The sequence below is a fragment of the Massilia sp. Root418 genome, assembly GCF_001425265.1.
Classification (GTDB): domain Bacteria; phylum Pseudomonadota; class Gammaproteobacteria; order Burkholderiales; family Burkholderiaceae_D; genus Rugamonas.
The window spans coordinates 311032-333622 of sequence record NZ_LMEC01000020.1; the positions used below are offsets into that span (position 1 = coordinate 311032).

The 22591-nt window shown below is 67.4% G+C and carries 27 protein-coding genes; 17 read left to right on the forward strand and 10 right to left on the reverse strand.

Annotated elements, in window-relative coordinates:
• Window positions 1-44: 44 nt before the first annotated feature.
• The 6 genes from mdcC (at window position 45) to ASC94_RS13955 (ending at window position 4764) form a co-directional block, all read left to right on the forward strand.
• A complete protein-coding gene (mdcC, locus tag ASC94_RS13930; protein WP_056395622.1) occupies window positions 45-359 on the forward strand; it encodes a malonate decarboxylase acyl carrier protein in 315 nt (104 codons plus the stop codon).
• Window positions 356-1276, forward strand: coding sequence for a biotin-independent malonate decarboxylase subunit beta (locus ASC94_RS13935; protein WP_056395624.1), 921 nt, complete (start codon window positions 356-358; stop codon window positions 1274-1276). The genes mdcC and ASC94_RS13935 overlap by 4 nt, the downstream gene beginning before the upstream one ends.
• On the forward strand, window positions 1276-2007 hold the full coding sequence (gene mdcE, locus ASC94_RS13940) for a biotin-independent malonate decarboxylase subunit gamma (protein ID WP_056395628.1): 732 nt from the start codon (window positions 1276-1278) through the stop codon (window positions 2005-2007). Before ASC94_RS13935 ends, mdcE begins: the two co-directional genes overlap by 1 nt.
• Window positions 1985-2779 carry a malonate decarboxylase holo-[acyl-carrier-protein] synthase gene (mdcG, locus tag ASC94_RS13945; protein ID WP_056395632.1) on the forward strand — a complete coding sequence of 265 codons (795 nt, stop codon included), beginning with the start codon at window positions 1985-1987 and terminating at the stop codon, window positions 2777-2779. The genes mdcE and mdcG overlap by 23 nt, the downstream gene beginning before the upstream one ends.
• Before the next feature lie 206 nt (window positions 2780-2985).
• On the forward strand, window positions 2986-3846 hold the full coding sequence (gene mdcB, locus ASC94_RS13950; protein WP_082616627.1) for a triphosphoribosyl-dephospho-CoA synthase MdcB: 861 nt from the start codon (window positions 2986-2988) through the stop codon (window positions 3844-3846).
• A 6-nt stretch (window positions 3847-3852) separates the two neighbouring features.
• A complete protein-coding gene (locus ASC94_RS13955) occupies window positions 3853-4764 on the forward strand; it encodes an ACP S-malonyltransferase (protein WP_056395638.1) in 912 nt (303 codons plus the stop codon).
• A 1-nt stretch (window position 4765) separates the two neighbouring features.
• Here ASC94_RS13955 and trxC read toward each other — a convergent pair whose 3' ends face one another.
• The 3 genes from trxC to ASC94_RS13970 form a co-directional block, all read right to left on the reverse strand.
• Window positions 4766-5236 carry a thioredoxin TrxC gene (trxC, locus tag ASC94_RS13960; RefSeq protein ID WP_056395641.1) on the reverse strand — a complete coding sequence of 157 codons (471 nt, stop codon included), beginning with the start codon at window positions 5234-5236 and terminating at the stop codon, window positions 4766-4768.
• Window positions 5237-5300: 64 nt separating this feature from the next.
• Window positions 5301-5549, reverse strand: a complete 249-nt coding sequence (locus tag ASC94_RS13965) for a hypothetical protein (protein ID WP_056395644.1) — start codon at window positions 5547-5549, stop codon at window positions 5301-5303.
• Between the two features lie 86 nt (window positions 5550-5635).
• Window positions 5636-6268 carry a phasin family protein gene (locus tag ASC94_RS13970; protein ID WP_056395647.1) on the reverse strand — a complete coding sequence of 211 codons (633 nt, stop codon included), beginning with the start codon at window positions 6266-6268 and terminating at the stop codon, window positions 5636-5638.
• Window positions 6269-6506: 238 nt separating this feature from the next.
• Between ASC94_RS13970 and ASC94_RS13975 the strand changes: the two genes are divergently transcribed.
• From ASC94_RS13975 to ASC94_RS13985, 3 genes are all read left to right on the forward strand, one after another.
• On the forward strand, window positions 6507-7169 hold the full coding sequence (locus tag ASC94_RS13975; RefSeq protein WP_056395652.1) for a hypothetical protein: 663 nt from the start codon (window positions 6507-6509) through the stop codon (window positions 7167-7169).
• A gap of 69 nt (window positions 7170-7238) precedes the next feature.
• Window positions 7239-7580: a zinc ribbon domain-containing protein YjdM gene (locus tag ASC94_RS13980; protein ID WP_056395656.1), complete on the forward strand. Its 342-nt coding sequence runs from the start codon at window positions 7239-7241 to the stop codon at window positions 7578-7580.
• A 75-nt stretch (window positions 7581-7655) separates the two neighbouring features.
• Window positions 7656-8480, forward strand: a complete 825-nt coding sequence (locus ASC94_RS13985; RefSeq protein WP_056395659.1) for an ABC transporter substrate-binding protein — start codon at window positions 7656-7658, stop codon at window positions 8478-8480.
• On the opposite strand, the gene ASC94_RS13990 is transcribed toward ASC94_RS13985, so the two are convergent.
• From ASC94_RS13990 to ASC94_RS14005, 4 genes are read right to left on the reverse strand one after another with little or no spacing between them, the layout of a single operon-like run.
• Window positions 8477-9064 (reverse strand): nucleotidyltransferase family protein, encoded by a 588-nt coding sequence (locus ASC94_RS13990; RefSeq protein ID WP_229417267.1) that lies wholly within the window; start codon window positions 9062-9064, stop codon window positions 8477-8479. The two genes, ASC94_RS13985 and ASC94_RS13990, sit on opposite strands and share 4 nt — an antisense overlap.
• Window positions 9054-9596 carry a DUF2867 domain-containing protein gene (locus ASC94_RS13995; RefSeq protein ID WP_229417268.1) on the reverse strand — a complete coding sequence of 181 codons (543 nt, stop codon included), beginning with the start codon at window positions 9594-9596 and terminating at the stop codon, window positions 9054-9056. The genes ASC94_RS13990 and ASC94_RS13995 overlap by 11 nt, the downstream gene beginning before the upstream one ends.
• Window positions 9593-9955 carry a translation initiation factor Sui1 gene (locus ASC94_RS14000; protein WP_056397878.1) on the reverse strand — a complete coding sequence of 121 codons (363 nt, stop codon included), beginning with the start codon at window positions 9953-9955 and terminating at the stop codon, window positions 9593-9595. The genes ASC94_RS13995 and ASC94_RS14000 overlap by 4 nt, the downstream gene beginning before the upstream one ends.
• Before the next feature lie 30 nt (window positions 9956-9985).
• Window positions 9986-10657: an SOS response-associated peptidase gene (locus ASC94_RS14005; protein WP_056395661.1), complete on the reverse strand. Its 672-nt coding sequence runs from the start codon at window positions 10655-10657 to the stop codon at window positions 9986-9988.
• A gap of 73 nt (window positions 10658-10730) precedes the next feature.
• Here ASC94_RS14005 and ASC94_RS14010 point away from each other — a divergent pair, with 73 nt between their 5' ends.
• The gene (locus tag ASC94_RS14010) at window positions 10731-11192 is read left to right on the forward strand and encodes a lysozyme inhibitor LprI family protein (protein WP_162251425.1); all 462 of its coding nucleotides are present in this window, start codon (window positions 10731-10733) and stop codon (window positions 11190-11192) included.
• Between the two features lie 4 nt (window positions 11193-11196).
• Window positions 11197-12915, forward strand: a complete 1719-nt coding sequence (locus ASC94_RS14015; protein ID WP_082616515.1) for a S41 family peptidase — start codon at window positions 11197-11199, stop codon at window positions 12913-12915.
• Between the two features lie 118 nt (window positions 12916-13033).
• On the opposite strand, the gene ASC94_RS14020 is transcribed toward ASC94_RS14015, so the two are convergent.
• The 3 genes from ASC94_RS14020 to ASC94_RS14030 all read right to left on the reverse strand — a co-directional run bounded on the left by ASC94_RS14020 (window position 13034) and on the right by ASC94_RS14030 (window position 16251).
• Entirely contained in the window at window positions 13034-13960 is a 927-nt protein-coding gene (locus tag ASC94_RS14020; RefSeq protein ID WP_056395670.1) for an alpha/beta fold hydrolase, read from the reverse strand.
• Window positions 13961-13993: 33 nt separating this feature from the next.
• Entirely contained in the window at window positions 13994-15043 is a 1050-nt protein-coding gene (locus ASC94_RS14025) for an alpha/beta fold hydrolase (protein ID WP_056397879.1), read from the reverse strand.
• A gap of 164 nt (window positions 15044-15207) precedes the next feature.
• On the reverse strand, window positions 15208-16251 hold the full coding sequence (locus tag ASC94_RS14030; RefSeq protein ID WP_082616516.1) for a dienelactone hydrolase family protein: 1044 nt from the start codon (window positions 16249-16251) through the stop codon (window positions 15208-15210).
• 304 nt (window positions 16252-16555) lie between these two features.
• On the opposite strand from ASC94_RS14030, the gene ASC94_RS14035 reads away from it, so the two are divergent.
• Genes ASC94_RS14035 through ASC94_RS14060 form a run of 6 tightly spaced genes read left to right on the forward strand, consistent with a single transcriptional unit; the run spans window position 16556 to window position 22581 of the window.
• A complete protein-coding gene (locus ASC94_RS14035) occupies window positions 16556-16891 on the forward strand; it encodes a flagellar basal body protein (protein ID WP_056395675.1) in 336 nt (111 codons plus the stop codon).
• A gap of 56 nt (window positions 16892-16947) precedes the next feature.
• The gene (locus tag ASC94_RS14040) at window positions 16948-17625 is read left to right on the forward strand and encodes a phosphoribosyltransferase (RefSeq protein WP_056395677.1); all 678 of its coding nucleotides are present in this window, start codon (window positions 16948-16950) and stop codon (window positions 17623-17625) included.
• 52 nt (window positions 17626-17677) lie between these two features.
• Entirely contained in the window at window positions 17678-18478 is an 801-nt protein-coding gene (locus tag ASC94_RS14045; protein ID WP_056395678.1) for an IclR family transcriptional regulator, read from the forward strand.
• Between the two features lie 19 nt (window positions 18479-18497).
• A complete protein-coding gene (locus ASC94_RS14050) occupies window positions 18498-19652 on the forward strand; it encodes an acyl-CoA dehydrogenase family protein (protein WP_056395680.1) in 1155 nt (384 codons plus the stop codon).
• On the forward strand, window positions 19652-21418 hold the full coding sequence (locus ASC94_RS14055; RefSeq protein ID WP_056395682.1) for a class I adenylate-forming enzyme family protein: 1767 nt from the start codon (window positions 19652-19654) through the stop codon (window positions 21416-21418). Before ASC94_RS14050 ends, ASC94_RS14055 begins: the two co-directional genes overlap by 1 nt.
• Window positions 21415-22581 carry an ABC transporter substrate-binding protein gene (locus ASC94_RS14060; RefSeq protein ID WP_056395684.1) on the forward strand — a complete coding sequence of 389 codons (1167 nt, stop codon included), beginning with the start codon at window positions 21415-21417 and terminating at the stop codon, window positions 22579-22581. Before ASC94_RS14055 ends, ASC94_RS14060 begins: the two co-directional genes overlap by 4 nt.
• The last annotated feature ends 10 nt before the right edge of the window (window positions 22582-22591 follow it).

The window sequence follows — 22591 nt, forward strand, 5'->3', positions numbered from 1 at the left end:
ACGCGTAACCCGCCAAGCGCCGCCGCAACATGAAGAGGACAGACATGGAAACCTTGAAATATCGCTTTGAGAACGGCACCCGCCCCCTGCCGCCGTCGCCGCAGGTGGTGGGCGTGGTCGGCTCGGGCAACCTGGAAGTGCTGATCGAATCGGCGCCCCTGAACGGCGGCTGCGCCATCGAAATCAAGACCGCCGCCGTCGGCTTTGGCCCGATCTGGGAAGCGGTCATGCGCGACTTCCACCAGCGCTGGCCGCTGGCCGACGCCCGCATCACCATCAACGACGTGGGCGCCACGCCGGCCGTGGTCAGCCTGCGGCTGGACCAGGCGGCCGAAACCATGCTGGGAACCGCACCATGAACGACCACGCAAGCTATCAGGAAGCAAACGCGCGCGAGCGCCTGCGCCAGCTGCTCGACGAAGGCAGCTTCGAAGAATTCATCGGCCCCGCACAGCGCGTGGTCAGCCCGCACCTGGGCCAGCTCAACGCGCCGGTGGCGTTTGACGACGGCGTGGCCGTGGGCCGCGCACGGCTGGGCGGCATGCCGGTGTTCGTGGCCGCGCAGGAAGGCGGCTTCATGGGCGGCGCGGTGGGCGAGGTGCACGGCGCCAAGCTCACCGGCCTGCTGCGCCGCGCACTGGACGAGCGGCCGCGCGCCGTGGTGCTGCTGATTGAATCGGGCGGGGTGCGGCTGCATGAAGCCAACGCCGGCCTGATCGCCGTGGCCGAAGTCATGCGCGCCGTGCTGGACGCGCGCGCCGCCGGCATCCCGGTAATAGCCCTGGTGGGCGGGGCCAACGGCGCCTTTGGCGGCATGGGCATCGTGGCGCGCTGCGCCAACGCGGTAGTGATGTCAGAGGAAGCGCGCCTGTCCATGTCCGGCCCGGAAGTAATCGAAACGGCCAACGGCGTGGAAGAATTCGACTCGCGCGACCGTGCCCTGGTCTGGCGCACCACCGGCGGCAAGCACCGCTACCTGACGGGCGACTGCCAGGCCATCGTGCCGGACGCCATGGACGCCTTCCGGCAAGCCGCCATCGGCGCTATCGGCAAGCTCGGTGCCCCCGCCGCGCCCGCCGCGGCCGTCGAACTCACGCTGGAAGGGCTGGAACAGGAACAAGCCATGCTCACCGAACGCGTGGCCCGATTCGGCGCCCTGCAGGACCCGGCCGACATCTGGCGCGCGCTGGGTATGCCCGATCCCGAACGCATCGCCATGCTGGAGATCGCACCATTCATCGACGCTGCGGCAAGCCGCCGCGCGGGAGGCCAATAATGCACTGGCAAACACTGGCAAGCGCCCTGTTCCCGCAAGGGCACAGCATCGCCGAGCAGGACCAGTTCCTGTCCGGCACCGCGCAGGCGGACGGCCAAACGGTTGCCGTGATCGGCACCACGGAACACGCGCCCATCGGCATCGAGATCGCGCTGGCGCAGGCCAGGGCCGTGCTGGCGACCGTGCGCGAGCACCCGGGCCGCCCCATCGTCATGCTGGTGGACACGCAGGGCCAGCGCCTGCGCCACCGAGACGAAATGTTGGGTATCAACAGCTACATGGCCCACCTCGGCAAATGCGTCGACCTGGCGCGGCGGCGCGGCCACAAGATCGTGGCGCTGGTGTACGACCAGGCACTGTCGGGCGGCTTCATCACCAGCGGCCTGATGGCCGACAGCTGCCACGCCCTGCCCGCCGCCACCATCCGCGTGATGGGCCTGCCCGCCATGGCGCGCATCACCAAGGTGCCGGAAGAAGTGCTCACCGAACTGGCGCGCAGCAATCCCGTGTTCGCGCCCGGCCCGGAAAACTACCTGCGCATGGGCGGGCTGCAATCGATCTGGGACGGCGACGCCGCCGCCCTGGCCGGTCACCTCGCGGCTGCACTGCGCCAGCCCGCCGCCGGCGACATGCGCGCCGCGCTGGGCTACGAGCGCGGCGGACGCAAGCTGGCGCACACCGTCATCCAAGCCATCCTGGGCGGCCACGATGCACCAGTACCAGCGGCATGACCTGGTCTGGCTGACGCCGGCCGGCTGGCAAGCCGCGCTGGCAGCCGATCCCGCGCGCGAAGCGGTGTTCAGCTACTGGCAGCGCGAGCAATGGCCGGCGGTGGTGCGGCGGCCCGAACCCGGCAGCGCACCGGCCAGCGCATCGGCCAGCTCACCGGCCAGCGCACCTGGCCGCGCGCCGGACGGTGGACCTGGGACTGCATCCGGCGGCGGCCGCGCCAGCGGACCTGGCAACGCACCGGGCAACAGCGCACCGGGCGGCAGCGTTGCAGGCGAGGTCTTCCTTGGCATCGCGCTGCCGCCCGATGCGCAAGGCGTCAAGCAGCGCGTCGGCCTGCGCGCCGCGCTGGAACACGTCGAGCGCAGCGCCGCCCCGCTCACGCTGAAGGCCGCGCGCGACGCGGTGCCCGACGGTTGGCGGCCCGGCTACGCCGAACTGGAGCGGCTCTCGGCCGGCCTGGATATGCGCGTGTTCGGCTCGCTGGCCTGGCAGGCGCTCACCAGCCTGCCCTGCCTGAGCGGCACGTCCGACATCGACATCCTGTTCCGCCCCCTCAGCCAGCAGCAGCTGCATGCCGGCCTGGCGCTGCTGAGCAGCGACGGGCACGGCTTGCCGCTGGACGGCGAAATCATGTTCCCGTCCGGGCAGGCCGTGTCGTGGAAAGAATGGCACGCCGCCAGCGCCGCCAAGGCGCGCGTGCTGGTCAAGGACCTCGCCGGCGTCCACCTGGCCGACCGCGAAGCCCTGCTCGCCACCCTGAGGTCAGCATGAGGCTGCCACCCGCCCCCATCTCCTCCTGCCTGCTCCCCGCGCCCCCGCCTGCGCCGGTTCCGGCCCCGGGAATCGCTTCGGGACCAGTTCCGGCAAAGAGCCACGGACTCGGGCCCGGCAGCATGCCCGCCCCGGGACCGGGACCGGCAGTCGGCCACTGGCGCGGCCAGGACCACGACCACGGGCACGACCACTGGCACGGCAGCATGCCCGCCCGCGCGCTGTGCCGCCAGGCCGCGTTGCTGGCGGTGCGCGCGCTGTACGCCGAGCTGGCGCTGTATCCCAAGCCCGGCCTGGTATCGCTGGTGGACAACGGCAGCCACAGCGACATGACCGCGCTGACCTTCATGCGCAGCCTGTTCTCGCTGCGGCACTACTTCGCCGCCATCTGCCGCGCCGGCATGGAAGACGCGCCATTCGCGCGCCTGAAACAGCTGGGCATTGCGGCCGAGCGGCGCATGATGGCAGCCACCGGCGGCATCAATACGCACCGGGGCGCCATCTTCGGCCTGGGCATGCTGTGCGCCGCGCTGGGCCGGCACCTCGCCACTCCAGGGCAAGCTCGCATCGCCACGGCGGCCGATCCAGCCGTCCTGCGGGCCGCCTTGCTTGCCGGCTGGGGCGAAGCGCTCGCAGCGCACACGCTGGCCGCGCCCGACGGCTCGCATGGCCAGCGCGCGGCCCAACTGCATGCGGCTAGCGGCGCGCGCGAGGAAGCCGCGCTGGGCATGCCGTCCGTGTTCCTGGTCGGCCTGCCCGCGCTGCAGGCGACGCTGGCGCGCGGCGGCAGCATGGACCATGCCCGTGTGGACGCCCTGTTCGCTCTGATGACGCACGTCAGCGACACCAACGTGCTGCACCGGGGCGGCCTGGCGGGCGCGCACATGGTGCGGGACCAGGCACAACACTTCCTGGCACTGGGCGGCACCGCGCATCCGGACTGGCGCGCCCGCGCGCTGGACACGCATCGCCTGTTCGTGCGCCACCGGCTCTCGCCGGGTGGCGCCGCCGATCTGCTGGCGGCCTGCTGCCTGGTGCACGCCTTCTCCCGCCATGCCTGGACGTAGGCGGCCATGAGCGCAAAATTACTGATCTTGTGTCCCGGCCAGGGCGGCCAGTACCCCGGCATGTTCGACCTGGCCGCCACCGACCCCGCCGGGGCGGCGCTGCTCGGCGACCTGGGCATACGCGGGGAAACGGAATGGCGCACGCCGGCATTGTTTGCAAACCGCACCGCGCAGCCCCTGATCGTGGCGGCGGCGCTGGCGATGTGGCAAGCGCTGCGCGGGCACGCGCCCGCGCCGGCGCTGGTGGCCGGCTACAGCATCGGAGAACTGGCCGCGTGGAGCGTGGCAGGCGCACTCGCGCCGCAGGAAGCCGTCGCGCTGGCGGACGCGCGCGCGGAGCTGATGGACCGCTGCGTGGCCGCCCATCCGGGCCAGGCCCTGCTGGCGGTCACCGGCCTGCCGCCGGCGCGCGCCGCCGCCCTGGCCGCGCCCTGCGGCTATCACCCGGCCATTATCACCGGCGAGGAAAACTGCATACTCGGCGGCCCAGCCGGCGCAGCCGGGCAGGCTGCGTCCCTGCTGGCCGGCGCCGGCGCGCGCGTCACGCCGCTGCCTGTCGAAGTCGCCTCGCATACGCCCTTCATGGCCGGCGCCGTTGCGCCGTTCGCGGACGCGCTGCGGGCATCGCGCCTGCATGCCGCCGGCACACCGGTGCTATCGGGCGTCAGCGCGGCGCGGCTGGAAAGCCGCGAGCAAGCGGTCGAGCACTTGTCGCGCCAGCTGAGCGAACCTGTGCTGTGGGATGAATGCATGGACGCCTGCGCCGAGGCAGGCATTACGGTGGCGCTGGAACTGGGCCCCGGCGCGGCGCTCACGCGCATGCTGCAGGCGCGCCACCCCGGCATCGCGTCCCGCTCGGTGGCGGACTTCCGCAGCCTGGACGGCATCCGCGCCTGGCTGCACCGCCATTGCGGCTAGTTCAGCGGCGGTTGTTCTGCTGCGCCCACGCCACGATATTGTTGGCATCCATGGCGCCGGGCTGGCGCGCCACTTCGCGGCCGCCCTTGAACAGCGCCAGCGTGGGGATGCTGCGGATTGCGTAGCGCGCCGCCAGGTCCTGCGCCTCTTCGGTGTTGACCTTGACCACGCGGAAATCCGGCTCCAGCCGCTGGGCCGCCTGCTCGTAGAACGGCGCCATCGAACGGCACGGGCCGCACCATGGTGCCCAGAAATCCACCAGCACCGGCAGTTCGCTGCGCTCCAGCTGCTTCAGAAAGCGTGCGCTGGACAAGTCCACCGGCTTGCCGGTGAACAGGTCCTTCTGGCATTTGCCGCAGGTGGGTTCCTGGCCCAGCCGCGTGGCGGGCACGCGGTTCACCGCGTCGCAGTGCGGGCAGACGATATGCAGGGAGTCGGTGCGTGTTGCGCTATTGTCGGTCGTCGTATCCATGGCTTGCCATCCTGAATTGCGTATGGCGCCAATGTAGCAGAAATGCGGAAATCGTGAGCGCGGCTCAGCTTGAATCGGCGCTCGCCTCGTTCTTGACGATGCCCCGCACATTCATCGCGGCGAGGCAGGTGTTCAGCACGATCAGTGCCCAGGCCTGGTCCTGCCAGCCCCACGCGATCCACAGCGCGTTGCTGATCAGGAAGACCCAAAATCCCGCCAGGCGGCGCCGTGCCGACACCGACGCCACCAGCCACGCCGCCAGCAGCGACGCGGCCATTGCGGGCCACTCCAGCCATTCCAGCCATTCCGACATGACGCTGCGCTCCTCTTTGCCCGATCGATGGCAAAGTCTAGCCGGGCCCAAGGGAACACGGAGCACGGCTGGCGGCCGGCGCGCGATCAGCCTTCCTTGCGGCCGGTCTGCTGCTTGCCGGCGTTCTGCTGGCTGGTCTGGTGCACCGGTGCGCCGGCGACGCGCGGCTCCCCGGACTGTCCTTCGGCCTGCTGGCGCTCATGGCCGTTGCGCTGTGCGTTTTCCTGGGTGTGGCCATTCATGTCCATGCGCTGGCCATCGGCGAACTGGTCGAAGGTCGCGGCCATGCGGCGCATGGCGTCCTGCTGGTTGCGCACGGTTTTTTCCGTTTCCTCGGTGGCCATGCGGGTCACCTCCTCGGCCAGTTCCTTGGCCGTGCGGCTGGTTTCAGTGACGTGCTCTTCGGCCACCTTGGCCAGGTCTACGTGCGTGTTGGCGGCGATGCGCGACAGGTGCTGCTGATAGGCGCGCAGCTTGTCGGCGGTAGGCTGGGCGTGCGAGAGCGTGACATTGACCGCATCCACCGGACGGTTGGTGGTGAGCAGTTCCTGCCCCGTCAGCGACACTTCCTCGATAATGGTTTGCGCCAGCTGGATGTTCAGATCGCTGTATTGCTGCACGGTGCGGAACAGCGACTTGGACATGTCGTTCAGCAGCGACATCTGTGCTTCCATGTGGTGCTTGGCGGCCGGCGTGACAGACTGATTGTATGAAAACATGGGTTACCTCTGCAAGAAAGTTTGGTTGTGTAAAGGGACGCGACATCGGCAAAGCGGCTGCGCGAATCCACTAGGCTACGTGAGCGCACAGCGCGCCCCATGATCTGGATCAAACGTGCGCGCTTGACCGCATCCCTGGCTAATTTTCGCCAGGAAAGATCGCGCTAGTAATTGATAGCAAATACGCATGCCTTTCTGGTAAGATTACCGGCTTGAATTAATTCCACTGGGTAATCTCATGCATTTTGAAGTACCGAAAACAGGACTGAAGACCGCCAAAGAGTTCCTGGGCGAATATTCGATGATCGTGGTCAGTATCCTGACCGCGCTGGCGCTCGAACACGCGGCGCAAAGCTGGCACCACAGCCATCGCGCGCACGACGCCGAACAGAAAATCGAGGCAGAGCTGCGCCTCAATCTTAAGGAACTGCAGCAGACCACCGAGGCCAACAAGAAGCAACTCGCGCACGTCAAGCAAATGCGCACCGTCCTGCGCGACGATATCAAGGGCAAGACCCCGGACAAGGAGCTGGTGGAGCACCTGATGAAGGCGGCCAACAACCGCTTCGGCCTCAACCTGCGCACACCCACGCTGCGCCGCGAAGCCTGGGACGTGGCCGTGGCCAGCCAGGCGGCCAGCTGGATGTCCTCCGAACTGTTGCAGCGCTACTCCGCCCTGTACGCGCAACAGCGCGACACGACCGAGTCTGCCGTGTCCAATACCCAGCTTTCCATGAACGGGCCGCACATGCTGAACACGCTGGCCGACCTGGAGCTGGGCAAGGTCGACCCTGCAGCCCTGTACCATACGCTGAGGCAGATGGAGAGCACCATTGACGGCGTGCAGAGCAACCTGCTGGAGCTGGAAGAACAGATGCGCACCGCCCTGTCCAAGGCCTGAGCGGCAGGGGGCCTGCTATACTGCTGCCCTTTCCAGGCCAGGCCTGCACCACCAGCTTCAAGGATAACCATGAGCGCACTTCCACCCTGCCCGCAATGCGGCTCCGAACTGACCTACAACGACGGCACGCAATGCGTGTGCCCCGAATGCGCGCATGAATGGCAGCCCGGCGCCACCGCCGACGCCGAAGACGGGCCCCGCATCTACAAGGACGCGGCCGGCAATATCCTGCAGGACGGCGACACTGTCACCGTCATCAAGGACCTGAAGCTGAAGGGCGGCGGCGGCACCGTCAAGATGGGCACCAAGGTCAAAAACATCCGCCTGGTGGACAGCGACCACGACATCGACTGCAAAATCGAAGGCTTCGGCAACATGAGCCTGAAAACCGAGTTCGTGAAGAAGGTCTGAGCTGGCGGCGGCACAAATTGCCAATCCCGGGTACTAAAAGTATAGTAACTGGAATTCGAAGCAATTAAGGTCGCCATGTTCTGCAAAAGCCCCGAGAAAAACCGCCTGCTGGCTGTCTTCGCCGCCGTCTCCTGCCTCCTGCCGGGCCTTGCGGCGGCCTCCTGCTCCCGCACCATCAACGTTCCCGTCGCGCCGCACGGCATGGCGGTGGTCGTCAAGCACGGCAAGGCGGCCGGCGTGGTGCCGGATCTGCTGGACGAACTGGGCGACAAATACGGCTGCAAGTTCGCCTTCCCCGTCGTGCCGCGCGCCCGTCTCGAAATGCTGTTCCGCGCGGCCGATGCGGACCTGATCGTGCTCTCGACCCGCTCGCCCGAGCGCGACCTGTCCGGCACCTTTGTCCCGGTCTTCAAGTACCGTGCTTTGCTGGTCGGCGTCAAACCGATGGAGACGGCCGTGCAATCGGTGGACGCCCTGCTCAGCCAGACGGACCTGCGCATCGCCGTGGTGCGCGGCTTTGACTATGGCCCCGCTTACCGCAAGCTGCTGGAGCCGGGCATGGCGGCACGGGTGCAATATGCCAACGACCTGAATGACCTGATGCGCCGCCTGCAAGCGAAGATCGCCGACGTGACCATCCTCCCCTACAGCAGCGCCTACAACACGATCATGGAAGACCCGCGCCTGAGCGGGTTCGACGCCCAGCTGTCGATCAGCGCCCTGGACGACATCCCCTGGCAGGACGCGGGGTTCTACGTTTCCAAGCGCACGCTGATCATGGCCGACCAGTCCATCCTCATCGATATGCTGGGCAGCGAGGAAGTGGGCAAGCACATCTTGAAGTCGCTGTCCAAGGTCATTCCGCCGGCGGTGTTCAGCCTGACGGCGAAACGGCACTAGGCCGCCGTCACCAGCGGCCAGCGCTCCGTGAAGCGCTTGCTGCCGAGGCGCTGGCGGTAGGTGGCGGCGTCCGCGCGCGCGGGGTTGTGGCGCAGGCGCAGGGCGAACAGGTCTTCCAGGCCGTGCGGTGCGAGGACGCCGATGCCGTCATCCGCATTCAGCGTCACCCCCACGCAGGTGGCGTATTCGGGCCAGGTCGCCACGCCCGCCTCCAGCGACAGCAAGGGTTCGACCTGCATCTGCAAGGCATCGCGGAACCATTCGTGCACCGTGGCCTGGTTGGTGACTTCCCATGCCACGCCGGGCAACGCCAGGCACAAGGCCCGCTCCAGCGCCGCATCGCGCCCCGGCTGCGCCGGCAGTTCGAAATAGACCAGGTCCACGTCGTCCACCCGCGATGGCGCCGTATAGCCGTGCAGCGCATCCCACACGGCCGAGCGCACCGCGCCTGCGCCGATGCACCAGGACGCAAGCCCGACTCCGCGCGCTGCGCGCAGCGCCGCCATCAGGCTTGCGCTGGCTCTCACGATGCCGGCCAGCCGCAGCTCTAAAGGCGGCAGCGCCCCCGCCTCGTCAGGCAGCATCGTCGGCGCGGTAGCGTCCCAGCACGGCCGGCACAATGCGCTTGTGCACGGGCGCCACGAACAGCATGTACACGCGCCCCAGCAGATTGTGGATGTGCACCACGGTCGATACCGCAATCGCGCTGCGCGGCCCGGCCAGCTTGCGCACCGAGACGCGCACTTGCAGGTGCTTGTCCTTGTCGCCGAGGATGACTTCCTCGTCGCTCAGATAGAGGATGGGGAAGATGCCGACCCGGTCGCCCACCTTGTAATCGCCGGCCGCCCGCCGCGCGCTGGCGCCGTTCAAGTGCCCCAGGTTCTTCAGCCCGAACAGGCCCACAACGCGGTTGCGCAGCGCCATCAGGCGGTTGACCCAGCCCGGCGTGCGCGCCACCACTTCCAGGTACAGCGCCAGCGCGCTGCGGCTGGTGGGCGCTATCTCCAGTTCGTAGCAATCATGAAAATCCGAGTTGACGAGGTGGCGCGAGATCTCGCTGTGCGGCGGGACGGCCGCTTCCAGCACCGGCTGGCGCATGCGTGTCGAGGCGGTCATGCGCCCGCCCGCTTGGGCTGGTGGCCCAGTTTTGAGAGCGCAGCCATCACTGCGTCGCAGTGGTCGCCCTGGACTTCGATCACGCCGTCCTTCACGGTGCCGCCGCTGCCGCAGGCGCTGCGCAGCTGCTTGCCCAGCACAGCCAGCGCGTCGCTGTCCAGCGCCAGCCCCTTTACCAGCGTGACGCACTTGCCGCCGCGCCCCTTGGTTTGGCGCGACACGCGCACTACGCCATCACCCGCCGGCACGGCCTTCGCGCTGGCCCTGCAGGTGCAGGAAGCCACGGTCTGGCGGCAATCGGGGCACATGCGGCCGGATTCGGTGGAGTAGACCAGGCCACCCAGGGAACTGTGTTTCATCATATTGTTATCAATCGGTAGCATTCCGGTTCAATCGGCCAGCGGCACGACCAGGTAATCGCCTTCGTTGCCGGCGCGGTTGAGGTCCGGGCTCACGCGGAACCATTCGAATTCTTCCGGCCCCAGGGCCATCGAGCGCGCCAGCATTTCAGCCTGCTCCATGGACAGGTCCGGATCCAGCCAGGTGGCGGCGTCGGCCGCGTTCAGGCATACCGGGCGGCGGTCGTGGATGTCCACCATGCCGCCGGAGGAGTCGGCCGTGATCAGCACGAAGCCCGATTCAGCCTTGTGCTCCTTGAACGGGCCGAAGTTGGCCAGCGCCAGCATGAAGATCGGTTCGCGGTCTTTGCGGTGGATGTGCCAGGGCTGGCGCTGGCCTTTCGGGCCGGTCCATTCGTACCAGCCGCTGGCGGGCACCAGCGCGCGCCCGGTCTTCATCAGGCGCCCCCAATAATTGTTGGCGACCTTCTCAAGGCGCGCGTTGTAGCACACCGGCAGCTTCTGCGCTGCCCAGGCGGCGCGGTAGCCCCAATACAGATCGTCGATCTGCGGCGTGCCGTCCTGCATGTGGAGGATGGGCCGATAGGTCCCCGGCGCCGCGTTGGGCGTGGCGCCCACTTCGCCGCGATAGACAGCGTCGGCCCAGCCGAAAGCGCTGAGGTAACGCTGCATGGTGTCGTTTTGATCGAATCGTCCGCACATGCCCGCATGATACCAGCAGCCCGGCCCAACGCGCGCGCAATCACATTGCCCTGCGGTGACAATGTGCGCATTTTTGCTGCTGCTGGCACCGTATAGTAACGGCTTACTTATCCCACATAAAAAGGTAAAAATGTTCGCGAGGTTCTTGTTAGGTCTGTGCCTGCTCAGCCCATTGGCGGCCAGCGCAAAAGACGCGGTGTGCGACGACCCGAAGAATACAGTCGAGGAAATGCAGTGCCTGTCCGCAGCGCAGGCAACAGCGGACGCGAAGCTGGCCAGCTATCTGGCTGCGGCAAAAAAGCGCATCGCGGCGGACAACACGATCAAACTGAACCTGGACAAGGCGCAGAATGCCTGGCAAGCCTACCGCGCGGCGCAGTGCGGCGACGTATATACCTTCTGGGGCCAGGGCAGCTACCGCAACCGGGCCTCCGCGCAATGCGCGCTGGATCTGACCGGGCAACGGACGCTGGACATCTGGTCGGCCTATCTGACCTTCGTGGATTCGACGCCTCCTGTCCTTCCCCGGCCCTGAACCCATGCGCGCCCTATTATTAATGCTGCTGCTTGCCGCGCGGCTGGCATACGCCCAAGAGCCAGCCAGGATCCCGTTCGAGAACGACCATGAATTCGACGGCGGATCGCATATCACGCTCGACAGTCTGACGCCGGCGCAGGTGGAGAACCTGGCCATGCTGGGCAAAGTATGGGGCTTCCTGAAATATCACCATCCCGTGGTGGCGTCCGGCCAGCGGCATTGGGACTATGAGCTGCTGCGCGTCACGCCCGCAGTGCTGGCCACTCAGGACCGCGCGGCAGCCAGCGCGGTGCTGCTCAAATGGATAGCGGACCTGGGCGACATCGCCCCATGCAATCCGTGCGCCGCCCTGCCGCAAGCCGACCTGCACTTGCGCCCGGCGCTGGAGTGGCTGGACGACGGCGCGCTGGGCGCCCCGCTGCGCGCGGCGCTGAAAAAGGTCCACGCCAACCGCCCCGCCGCCGGCTCGCAGTTTTACATCAGCCACGCCAAACCCGTCGGCAACCCCGTCTTCGAGCATGAGCCGATTTATCCGGACATGAAGTTCCCCGATCCCGGCTTCCAGCTGCTCGCGCTGTTCAGGTTCTGGAATATCGTCGAATACTGGTCGCCCTACCGCGACGTGATCGGCGAAAACTGGGACGACGCCTTGCGCCAGTCGCTGCCCAAGGTGGCGCTGGCGCGGGACCGCGCCGGCTTCGAGCGGGAGATGCTGGCGGTGACGGCGCGCGTCAACGACACCCACACCAATCTCTGGAATACGGTCCAGGTGCGCCCACCGGTGGGCAGGTGCGACCTGCCGGTGGCGCTGCGTTTCATCGGCAACAAGGCCGTGGTGGCGGGCTACACCGAGGATGCGGCCGGCAAGGCGACCGGCCTGCGGCAGGGCGACATCATCGAAGCGCTGGACAACGTGCCCATCTCCGAGCTGACCAGGACCTGGGCGCCCTACTACGCCGCGTCCAACCAGCCCACGCGCCTGCGCGATATGGCCAGGGGCCTGAGCACCGGTGCATGCGGCGGCGCTGCGCTGCGCATAAGCCGGGCCGGCCAGGAGCAGGAGCTTGCCGCGGCCCGCACGCCGATTCTTCGCCTCGCCAAAGGCCGCACGCACGACCGCGACGGCGACACTTTCCAGATGCTGGCGGATGATATCGCCTACATCAAACTGTCCAGTATCAAGAAAGACGATATTCCCCGCTACCTGGCAGCTGCGGCAGGGACCAAAGGACTGGTCATCGATATCCGCAACTACCCGTCCGAGTTTGTGGTGTTCGCCCTCGGCCAGCACCTGGTCGATAAGCCCACCGGCTTTGCCAGCATCACGGCGGGCGACGCAGCCAATCCTGGTGCCTTCCATTGGGAAAAGACCGTCACGCTGCAGCCCGCGAAGCCGCATTACGCCGGGAAGGTGATGGTGCTGCTGGACGAGATCTCCCAAAGCCAGGCCGAGTACACGGCCATGGCGTTCCGCGCGGCGCCGCGCACCAAGGTGGTGGGCAGCACCACCGCCGGTGCGGACGGCAACGTCTCCAGCATTCCCCTGCCGGGCGGCCTGCGCTCCTCCATCAGCGGCATCGGCATCTTCTACCCGGACCGGCGCCCTACCCAGCGGGTGGGCATCGTACCGGACATTGAAGTGCTGCCGACGGTGCAGGGCATCCAGGCCGGCCGCGACGAAGTGCTGGAAGCGGCCATCGCGGAGATCCGGCGCGACTGAGTCCTGAGCGATTGAGTCCTGAGCACTAAGTCCTGAGCACTAAGTCCTGAGCGACTAAGTCCGGCGCGACTGAGTCCGGCGTGACCGAGTCCGGCGCAACCGGGCCGGCGCGGCCGGATCAAAGCGCCGCCGCGTCCAGCATTGCCTGGATGAAGGCCTGCGGCGCCTCCTGCGGCAGGTTGTGGCCGACGCCGTTGCCCAGATCGCGGTGTTCGTACTTGCCGGTGAACTTGCTGCGGTAGCCGGCAGGCGGCGGAAATGGCGCGCCGTTTCCGTCCCCTTCCATGGTGATGGCCGGCACCGTGATGGCGGGGCCCGCCGCCAGGCGCTGCTCCAGTTCCTCGTACTGCGCCTCACCGGGCGCCGCCGCCTGCCGCCAGCGGTAGTTGTGCACCACGATGGCCACGTGGTCCGGATTATCGAAGGCGGCGGCGCTGCGGTCCAGCGAGGCCTCGTCGAAATGCCACTGCGGCGAGGCGGTCTGCCAGATGTACCTGGCAAACTCGCGGGTGTACCTGGTGTAGCCTGCCACGCCGCGTTCGGTAGCCAAATAGTACTGATACCACCACTTGTTCTCCGCGCTCGGCGTGAGCGGCGTTGCCGCGTTGTTGATATTGATGATCAGGTAGCCGCTCACCGACACCAGCGCCTTCACGCGCTCCGGCCACAGCGCGGCAACCACGCACACCGCCCTCGCGCCCCAGTCGAAGCCACCCAGGATGGCCTTGGGTATCTTCAGCGCGTCCATCAGCGCCAGCAGGTCGAGCGAGATCGCGGCTTGCTGGCCATTGCGAAAGGTGTCGCCGGACAGGAATCGCGTGGTGCCGTGGCCGCGCAGGTAAGGGACGATCACGCGGTAGCCCTTGGCCGCGAGCGCGGGTGCCACGTCGGCGAAGGCGTGGATATCGTACGGCCAGCCATGCACCAGGATGACCGGCTCGCCGCCGGCCGGCCCCACCTCCACATAGCCCACATTCAGCAGGCCGGCGTCGATCTGCTTGAGCGTGCCGAACGAAGGGGCGGCGGCGCTGATCTCTTTATTCATGCTGCGTTCTCCAAATTGGTCATGCGGCTAACATCAAAATGCGGCCACATCCAGGATGGCCTGCGCGAAGGCGCGTGGGGCTTCCTGCGGCAGGTTGTGGCCTATGCCGCCGCTCACGTTGCGGTGTTCATACCTGCCGGTGAATTTGCTGCGGTAGGCCGCTGGCGGCGGGAACGGCGCGCCGTTGGCGTCGCCCTCCAAGGTAATGGTGGGCACTGTGATGGCGGGCGCTGCGGCCAGGCGCTTTTCCAGCGCGTCGTACTGCGCTTCGCCCGGCGCGGCGCCCTGGCGCCAGCGGTAGTTGTGCAGCACGATGGCCACGTGGTCGGGGTTGGCCAGGGACGCCGCGCTGCGGTCCAGCGTGGCCGCGTCGAATTTCCACTTGGGCGACGCGGTCTCCCAGATGTACTTGGCGAACTCGCGCGTGTTTTTCGCGTAGCCGGCAGCGCCGCGGTCGGTGGCCAGGTAGTACTGGTACCACCAGTCATGCTCGGCTTTCGGCGGCAGCGGCACCGCGCGGGTGTCGATATTGGTCACCAGGTAGCCGCTCACGGACACCAGCGCCTTGCAGCGTTCCGGCCACAGCGCGGCGATGATGCAGGCCGTGCGCGCGCCCCAGTCGAAGCCGCCGATGACGGCCTTGGGGATTTTCAGCGCGTCCATCAGCGCGATAATGTCGAGCGCCACGGCCGACTGCTGGGCGTTGCGGAAGGTGGCGCTGGACAGGAAGCGCGTGGTGCCGTGGCCGCGCAGGTGGGGCACGATGACGCGGTATCCGGCGGCGGCCAGGATCGGGGTCACTTCAGCGAAGGCATGAATGTCGTACGGCCAGCCGTGCAGCAGCAGCACCGGCGCGCCATTGGCCGGGCCGGCCTCCACGTAGCCGATGTTCAGCAGGCCGGCGTCGATCTGTTTGAGCTGGCCGAAGGATGGCGCGGGGCCGGGCTGCTGGCCGGGCTGTGCGCCCGCTGGCGATGCGCTCTGCGCTGCGGCGGGGCCGGCTAGTCCGAATTGCGCCATCGCCAGGGCGGCGGCGGCAGTACCAAAGAAGCGGCGGCGTTGCTGACTGATTTCATCGACCATCATGTTTTCTCCCCTGTTCGTTGTGTGGAACCGATGGAGAAATCATAACGCGGCTATGTATCAGCTATGTTCGGGAATCTGGACGATTGTGTAATGCCGTGTATTGGTGTACGCGGGGGACACATTGGCATACAAAGCGGCCTGCGAAGGAAACGGCGCTGCAACTACTCGGTACGCCCGGTAGTAGCCAGCGCGCGCCAGACCACGTAGTCGTCCACCGAATAGAGCTGGCATGGCTGCTGGCTCTTGGTCTGGCAGGCGGCCAGCGCGCTGCCGCGCGGGTCCTCGCCCTCCTCCGCCCAGCCCCATGCGCCGGTCGGGGACACAGCAAAGGCGCGCGGCAACTGGCGCTGCAGGAAGGCCTTGTATTCGGCCCGGCCCTTGCCGGCCAGGTAAGGAATCGCTTCCACGTCGTCCAGCGCGGCGTACTCCGTGGGCGCCTGCACCGGCGCCTCGGCGGCCACCGCGAACTTTTCCCGCGCCGGCATGCCGATGCGCGCCAGGAAGCGCTCAGCCTCCGGCAGCCACACCTTCTCGCCTTCCCGGCTGGCCAGCATGGTGTGCGCGTCGCGCTTGAAGTCGCCGTAGGCCACCAGCTGCGCCTTGCCGCCGGCCTTGGTGTAGGCCTGGTGCATGCGCTCCACCAGCTCGGGGCCGAAATACGAGTCGTTGGCGCCGTACATCCACAGGCTGGCGATCTTGCTGCGCCGGCCGTAGTCGCCGAAGGCGCGCACCAGCGCATCCTGCCAGTCGCACGGGCCGCCGTGCACGCGCAGCCCGCCCGCAAAATTCATCACCCCGCGCACGCCCGGAATCTCCTGGGTGGCCAGGGCCATGGTGGCCAGGCCGCCGTAGGACTGGCCCGCCACCACGATGCGCTGCGGGTCCACCCAGCTCTGGCCGCGCGCGTAGCGGATCGCGTCGCGCACGTCGTTGGCCTGGGTGTAGCCGTTGGCCGTCATGTCGCAGCCGTGGTCAATATAGCGTCCGGTGGAATGGGCAAAGCCGGTGCGCATCGGCACCATCACCGCATAGCCGCGCCGCACGAAGGCGCTGGCCATGTAGACGAAACGGTCGCGCTGCTGCATTTTAGGGTCGCCCGGCGCCTTGCCGTGGTTGATTACCAACAGCGGAAACGGCCCGTCGCCATCCGGCTTGAATACCGTGGTTTCCAGCGACACGCCCTGGCCGGGCCCGGCCGGTATCATCACAACTTGCTCGTTCAGTTGCGAGACCGGCAAGGAACGTGGCGCGGCGGCATGAGAATAAGGCAGCGCGCAGCAGAACGCCAGCACTGCAAGGCTGCGGCGGAACAGGCTGGACGCGGCGGTATCGATGATGCGGCTCCGGGAATCGAACGGGACAATGGCTCAATTCTGCGGGTCAAGTTTTCCTAAAGCAATACCAGAACGCTAAAACTGCTGCCTTTTTTTTCGGCAACAGTTGTTGTCCGCCGATTGCGCCCCGCTGCCGGACGCGGTACACTGGAAGCCATTGCCCAAGGGAAATCCCATGAGTCTATCCGCCCTCAGCGCCGGCGCCTCCGGCCTGCAAGCGAACCAGCAGGCGCTGGATGTCGCGGCGCACAACGTTGCCAACGCCAGCACGCGCGGCTATCAGCCCCAGCAGGCGCAGTTCCAGGAAGCCAGCCCGGCCGGCAGCGGCGTCACCCTGTCCGCGCAGGGCCGGGGCCTGGCCGCGTCCGACAGCGGCCTGGGCGCCTCCGCCACCGACCTGGCCACCGAGATCACCAACTCCCTGGTCTACAAAGCCAGTTTCGACCTGAACGCCAAGGTGATCCAGGAAGCCGACCGCCGCATCGGCACGCTGATCGACATCAAAGCCTGACACCGCAGCTTTGCGGCGCTATGCTGTCTGAAAGGACCTATGCATAGCGAGGCCGCATGCCCTCTTCCGCATCCTGTCTGTTCAAGGACCGCAAGGATGCCGCCCAGCAACTGGCGCGGCGCCTGGCGCAGCTGCGCCTGCACCATCCGCTGATCCTGGCCATACCGCGCGGCGCCATTCCCATCGGCGCCGTCCTGGCCCGCAAGCTGCAAGGCGAACTGGACGTGGTGCTGGTGCGCAAGCTGCCCTCGCCTTTCGACCCCGAATATGCCATCGGCGCCATCGACGAGCGCGGCAACCGCCTGGTTGGCGCAGACTACCCCATGACGGACGCCGGCCGCGCCTGGCTCGACCGGGTGGCCGCCGAGCAGCTGGACGTGCTGCGCCAGCGCCGCGCCGATTACAGCGGCAGCCGCCCGCCCGCCGATCCCTGCGGCCGCCACGTGGTCATCGTGGACGACGGCCTGGCCACCGGCGCCACCATGGCCGCTGGCCTGCGCGCCGTGCGTACCGCGCTGCCGCTGGAACTGATCGCGGCGGTGCCGGTGGCTGCGCCGCAGTCGCTGCAGCACGTTGCCGCGCTGGCCGACCGCATGGTCTGCCTGCACGCGCCCGCCAACTTCGCCGCAGTAAGCCAGCACTACAAGCATTTCCCGCAGGTGGAGCAAGCGGAGGCCGTGGAACTGCTGCGGCAGTGTTTCGCTGTGCAAACGGCAGTTTCACAAAACGATTGACAGCGTCGTTGCGGATTGTCAAACTTGGCGCCTGGATCACACCGGGGTTCGCATGCACGACGAGATCGAAGTATTCAGCGACGACGACAGCAAGGACAGGCAGTTCGTCAACGCGCTCGCGCGTGGCCTGGAACTGCTGCGCTGCTTCGGGCCGGGCGAAGTCTACCTGACCAACGCCGAGCTGGCCAAGCGCAGCTCCCTGCCCAAGCCCACCGTGTCGCGCCTCACGCACACCCTCACCACCCTGGGCTATCTGAACTATTCCGAATCGCTGGGCAAATACCAGCTGGGCGCGGGCGTGCTCGCGCTGGGTTACCGCATGCTGTCGAATATGGACTTGCGCAAGCTGGCGCGCCCGCTGATGGAGGAACTGGCCGAGTATGCGCAGGCGTCCGTGTCGCTGGGCGCGCGCGACCGGCTCAGCATGGTCTACGTGGAGAGCTGCCGCAGCAGTGCCAACGTCACGCTGCGGCTGGACGTGGGCGCGCGCATTCCCATGGCCACCACCGCCATGGGCAAGGCGCTGCTGTGCGTGCTGCCCGAGGCGGAGCGCAACTACCTACTGGACCACGTACGCCAGCGCGACGAGGCCAACTGGCAGCAGGTCAAGGCCAGCGTGGAACAGGGTTTCAAGGATTACCAGGACAAGGGCTTCTGCATGTCAGCCGGCGAATGGCAGGGCGACGTGCACGCCGTGGGCGTGCCGGTGCGCGGCCTGGACGGCGAGCAGGTGATGGCGTTCAACTGCGGCGGCCCGGCCTTCCTGCTGTCGCACGCGCGGCTGGAGGAAGACCTGGGGCCCAAGCTGGTGCAGTTGGTGCGCCGCATCGACACGATACTCGGCCGCGGCTGAACCGACCAAGAGGACAAGCATGATACGAGACGAAGAAACCCTGAACCTGCTGCTCGACAGCGTACGCCGCTTCGTGCGCGAGGTGCTGGTGCCGCACGAGCAGGAAGTGGCGGAAACGGACGAGATTCCGCCGGCCGTGGTGGCGCAGATGCGCGAGCTGGGCCTGTTCGGGCTGTCCATCCCCGAGGCCTACGGCGGGCTGCAGCTCACCATGGAAGAAGAGGTGCGGGTGGCGTTCGAGATCGCCTACACCTCGCCAGCTTTCCGCTCGCTGATCGGAACCAACAACGGCATCGGCTCGCAGGGCATCGTCATCGACGGCACGGAGGAGCAGAAGCGCCACTACCTGCCGAAGCTGGCGGCGGGCGAGATCATCGGCTCCTTCGCCCTGACCGAACCGGGCTCCGGCTCGGACGCGGCCTCCCTGCGCACTTCGGCCGTGCGCGACGGCGACCATTACATCCTCAATGGCACCAAGCGCTACATCACCAATGCGCCGGAGGCCAGCATCTATACGGTGATGGCGCGCACCGACCCGGGACGCAAGGGCGCGGGCGCCATCTCGGCCTTCATCGTGGAGCGCGGCACGCCGGGCCTCACGCTGGGCAAGGTGGACAAGAAAATGGGCCAGCGCGGCGCGCACACCTGCGACGTGATCTTCGAGAACTGCCGCGTGCCGGCCGCGAACCTCATCGGCGGCAAGGAGGGCGTGGGCTTCAAGACCGCCATGAAGGTGCTGGACAAGGGCCGGCTGCACATTGCCGCCGTGTGCGTGGGCGCGGCCGAGCGCATGCTGGAGGATGCGCTGCGCTACGCCATGGAACGCGAGCAGTTCGGCCACGCCATCGCGGACTTCCAGCTGATCCAGGCCATGCTGGCCGACAGCAAGGCCGAAATCTACGCAGCCAGGTGCATGGTGCTGGACGCTGCCCGCAAGCGCGACAGCAAGCAGGATATTTCGACCGAGGCCTCGTGCTGCAAGCTGTTCGCGTCCGAAATGTGCGGGCGCGTGGCGGACCGCTCGGTACAGATCCACGGCGGAGCCGGCTATATTTCGGAATACGCGGCCGAGCGCTTCTACCGGGACGTGCGCCTGTTCAGGATTTACGAGGGCACCTCGCAGATCCAGCAGATCGTCATTGCGCGCAATATGATCAAGGCGGCGCAAGGCTGATGGATACCGCCGCCTTCCTCGCCAGCCTGCCCGCGCGCATCAGCGACATCCCGCGCCGCTGGGCCGAGATCACGCCCGACGCGCCGGCGCTGAGCGAGGCGGTGCCCGCCGCTCCAGCGCGTGACACCGGCGCCGGCGCTGGCGCTGGGCTTGGCGCTGGCGCGGCCAGCGAGGCGGCCGGCGCGGGCCTGGCGGAGCGCCGCCGGGTATGGACTTACGGTGAACTGGTGGCGGCGGTGGACGCGGCGGCCGCGCGCCTGCGGGAACTGGGCGTGCGGCCCGGCGACCGCCTCATGATAGTGGCCGAAAACTCCGTGGCGCAAGTGGCGCTGATCTTCGCGGCAGCCAGCATTGATGCCTGGGCCGTCAATGCGAACAGCCGCCTGTCGGCGCGCGAGATCGACCAGTTCCGCGAGCACTCGGGCGCGCGCCGCGTGATCTATTGCAGCGGCGCCTCGCCGGAGGCGGCTGCGCACGGCGAGCGGCACGGCGCGCAGCGCGATGAGTGGCCCTTCGGCGAATGCATGACCGGCCCGCTGAACGGCACACCCGCAGCCGCGCCCGAGCCGGTCGCCACGGGCGCCGCTTTCAGTGCCGTGCAGCCGGCGGCCCTGATCTACACCACCGGCACCACCGGCCAGTCGAAGGGCGTGATGCTTTCGCACCGCAACCTGCTGTTCATCGCCGCCGTGTCGAGCACCCTGCGCGGGCTCACCCCGGCCGACCGTGCATACGGCGTGCTGCCGATTTCGCACGTCTACGGCCTGGCGTCCGTCATGCTGGGCACACTGTACGCGGGCGCCTGCCTCTACCTGCAGCCGCGCTTCTCGGCCGACGCCCTGCTGCGTGCCCTGAACGAGGACCGGCTCACAATCCTGCAAGGCGTGCCCGCCATGTACGCCCGCCTGCTCGAAGCGTCCGGCGGCGAGGCAGCGCCAGGCGGTCTGCAGAACAGCCTGCGCTTCGCCTACGCGGGCGGCTCGCCGCTCGACCCCGTGCTCAAGCGCCAGGTCGAAGCCATGCTCGGGCAGCCGCTGCACAATGGCTACGGCATGACCGAAAGCGCGCCCACCATCAGCCAGACCCGCCTTGACGCGCCGCGCGCCGACACCTCGGTGGGCTATCCAATTCCCGGCGTGGAAACGCGCATCGTGCCAACCGGCCGACGCCGCGACGCTGGCCTGGCTGGCGACGCCGGCCTGGCTGGCGATGGTGGCGATCGTGGCGATGCCAGCGGTGCCGGTGCAGCGGCCGTGCAAGGCGAACTGTGGGTGCGCGGCCCCAACGTGATGCTCGGCTACTACAAGGAACCTTCCCTCACCGCCGCAGCCATCGACGCCGACGGCTGGCTCAACACCGGCGACGTCGCCCGCCAGGACCCGGACGGTGCGCTGTTCATTGTCGGCCGCACCAAGGAACTCATCATCCGCTCCGGCTTCAACGTCTACCCGCTCGAAGTGGAAACCGTGCTGAACGCGCACCCGGCGGTCGCCCAGTCCGCCGTGGTGGGCCGCCCGGTTGCGGACGGCAACGAAGAAGTCGTCGCCTACGTTGAACTCGACCCGCGCCACGCCGGCCCCGACCTGGTCACCCATCTGCACGCCCACCTGGCGGCAGCGCTGTCGCCCTACAAATGCCCCACCCGCATCATCCCCATGCAAGCCTTGCCGGCCGCAGCCACCGGCAAGATACTAAAAGGCCAGCTACGCCAACTGGCGCAAGGACTCGCACAAGAAATGGCGCAAACCCCGGAGACCAAAAAATGAAAAGCCTGTACAAGAAGATCGCCCTGGCGGCCCTGCTGTCGGCAGCATACGCAGGCGCCGCGCGCGCCGAAGAATTCCTGGTTGGCGCCGAACTGCCCCTTACCGGCTCGCTGGCCCGCGTCGGCGCCGGCATGCAGGAAGGCGTGATGGTGGCGGCCGAAGTGTTCAACAAGACCAACGGCAAGCACAAGATCAAGATCGTCACCGTGGACGACGAATCCGCTCCCGCCAAGGCCATCGCCGCCGTGGAAAAGCTGCACAGCCAGGGCGCGGTGGCCATCACCGGCGGCTACGGCTCCAACAATATCGCCCCCGCCTCGGACGCGGCCAACAAGCTCAATCTGGTCTACATCACCTCCGGCGGTGTGGACGACAGCCTGGTTTCCAGCGGCCGCAAGAATTTTTTCCGCATCAATAACACGGCCGGCTACGAGAAGGCCGTGCTGGGCCTGATCGCCGACGTGGGCGCCAAGTCCGTCTCCATCATCTACTCCACCAAGGAAGCCACTTCCGACCTGGCCAAGTCCATCGAAAAGGTGCTGCTGTCCAAAGGCATCAAGGCCGCCTCCCACTCCTTCGACCCGGCTATCACCGACTTCAAGCCCATCATCAACAAGATCAAGCTGCAGGACAAGTCCGAGCTGGTGCTGATGTCCGGCTATGAAAACGACTACGTCGGCATCCTGCGCGCCGCGCGCGTGCTCAAGCCGAACGTAAAAGCCATGGTCGGCGTGTGGTCGCTGGCCACGCCCAAGATGGCCGCCGAATTCCCCGACCTCATGCCCAATGTGTTCGGCACCGCGCTGCTGCCCTACCCCGCCACCTTCGACACCGCCGACGGCAAGGCCTTCTCCGAAACCTACAAGCAGCTCTACAAGAAAGAACCGGACTACCTGGGCCAGTTCGGCTACGTGCAGTCCATGCTGCTGTTCGAGGCGATCGCCCGCGCGGCGGACAAGGGCACCGTGAAAAAAGGCGGCATCGCCGAGGAAATGCGCAAGACCGACCGCGACACCCTGATCGGCCGCGTGCAGTTCGCCGCCAACGGCGACAACCCCAACTTCGTGCACCGCATGGGCCAGCACCAGGACAAGCAGATCGTCATCGTCTGGCCGAAGGCCGCCGCCACCGGCAAGATCGCCTACCCGGCCGTGCCCTGGTAAGCGCGGCAAG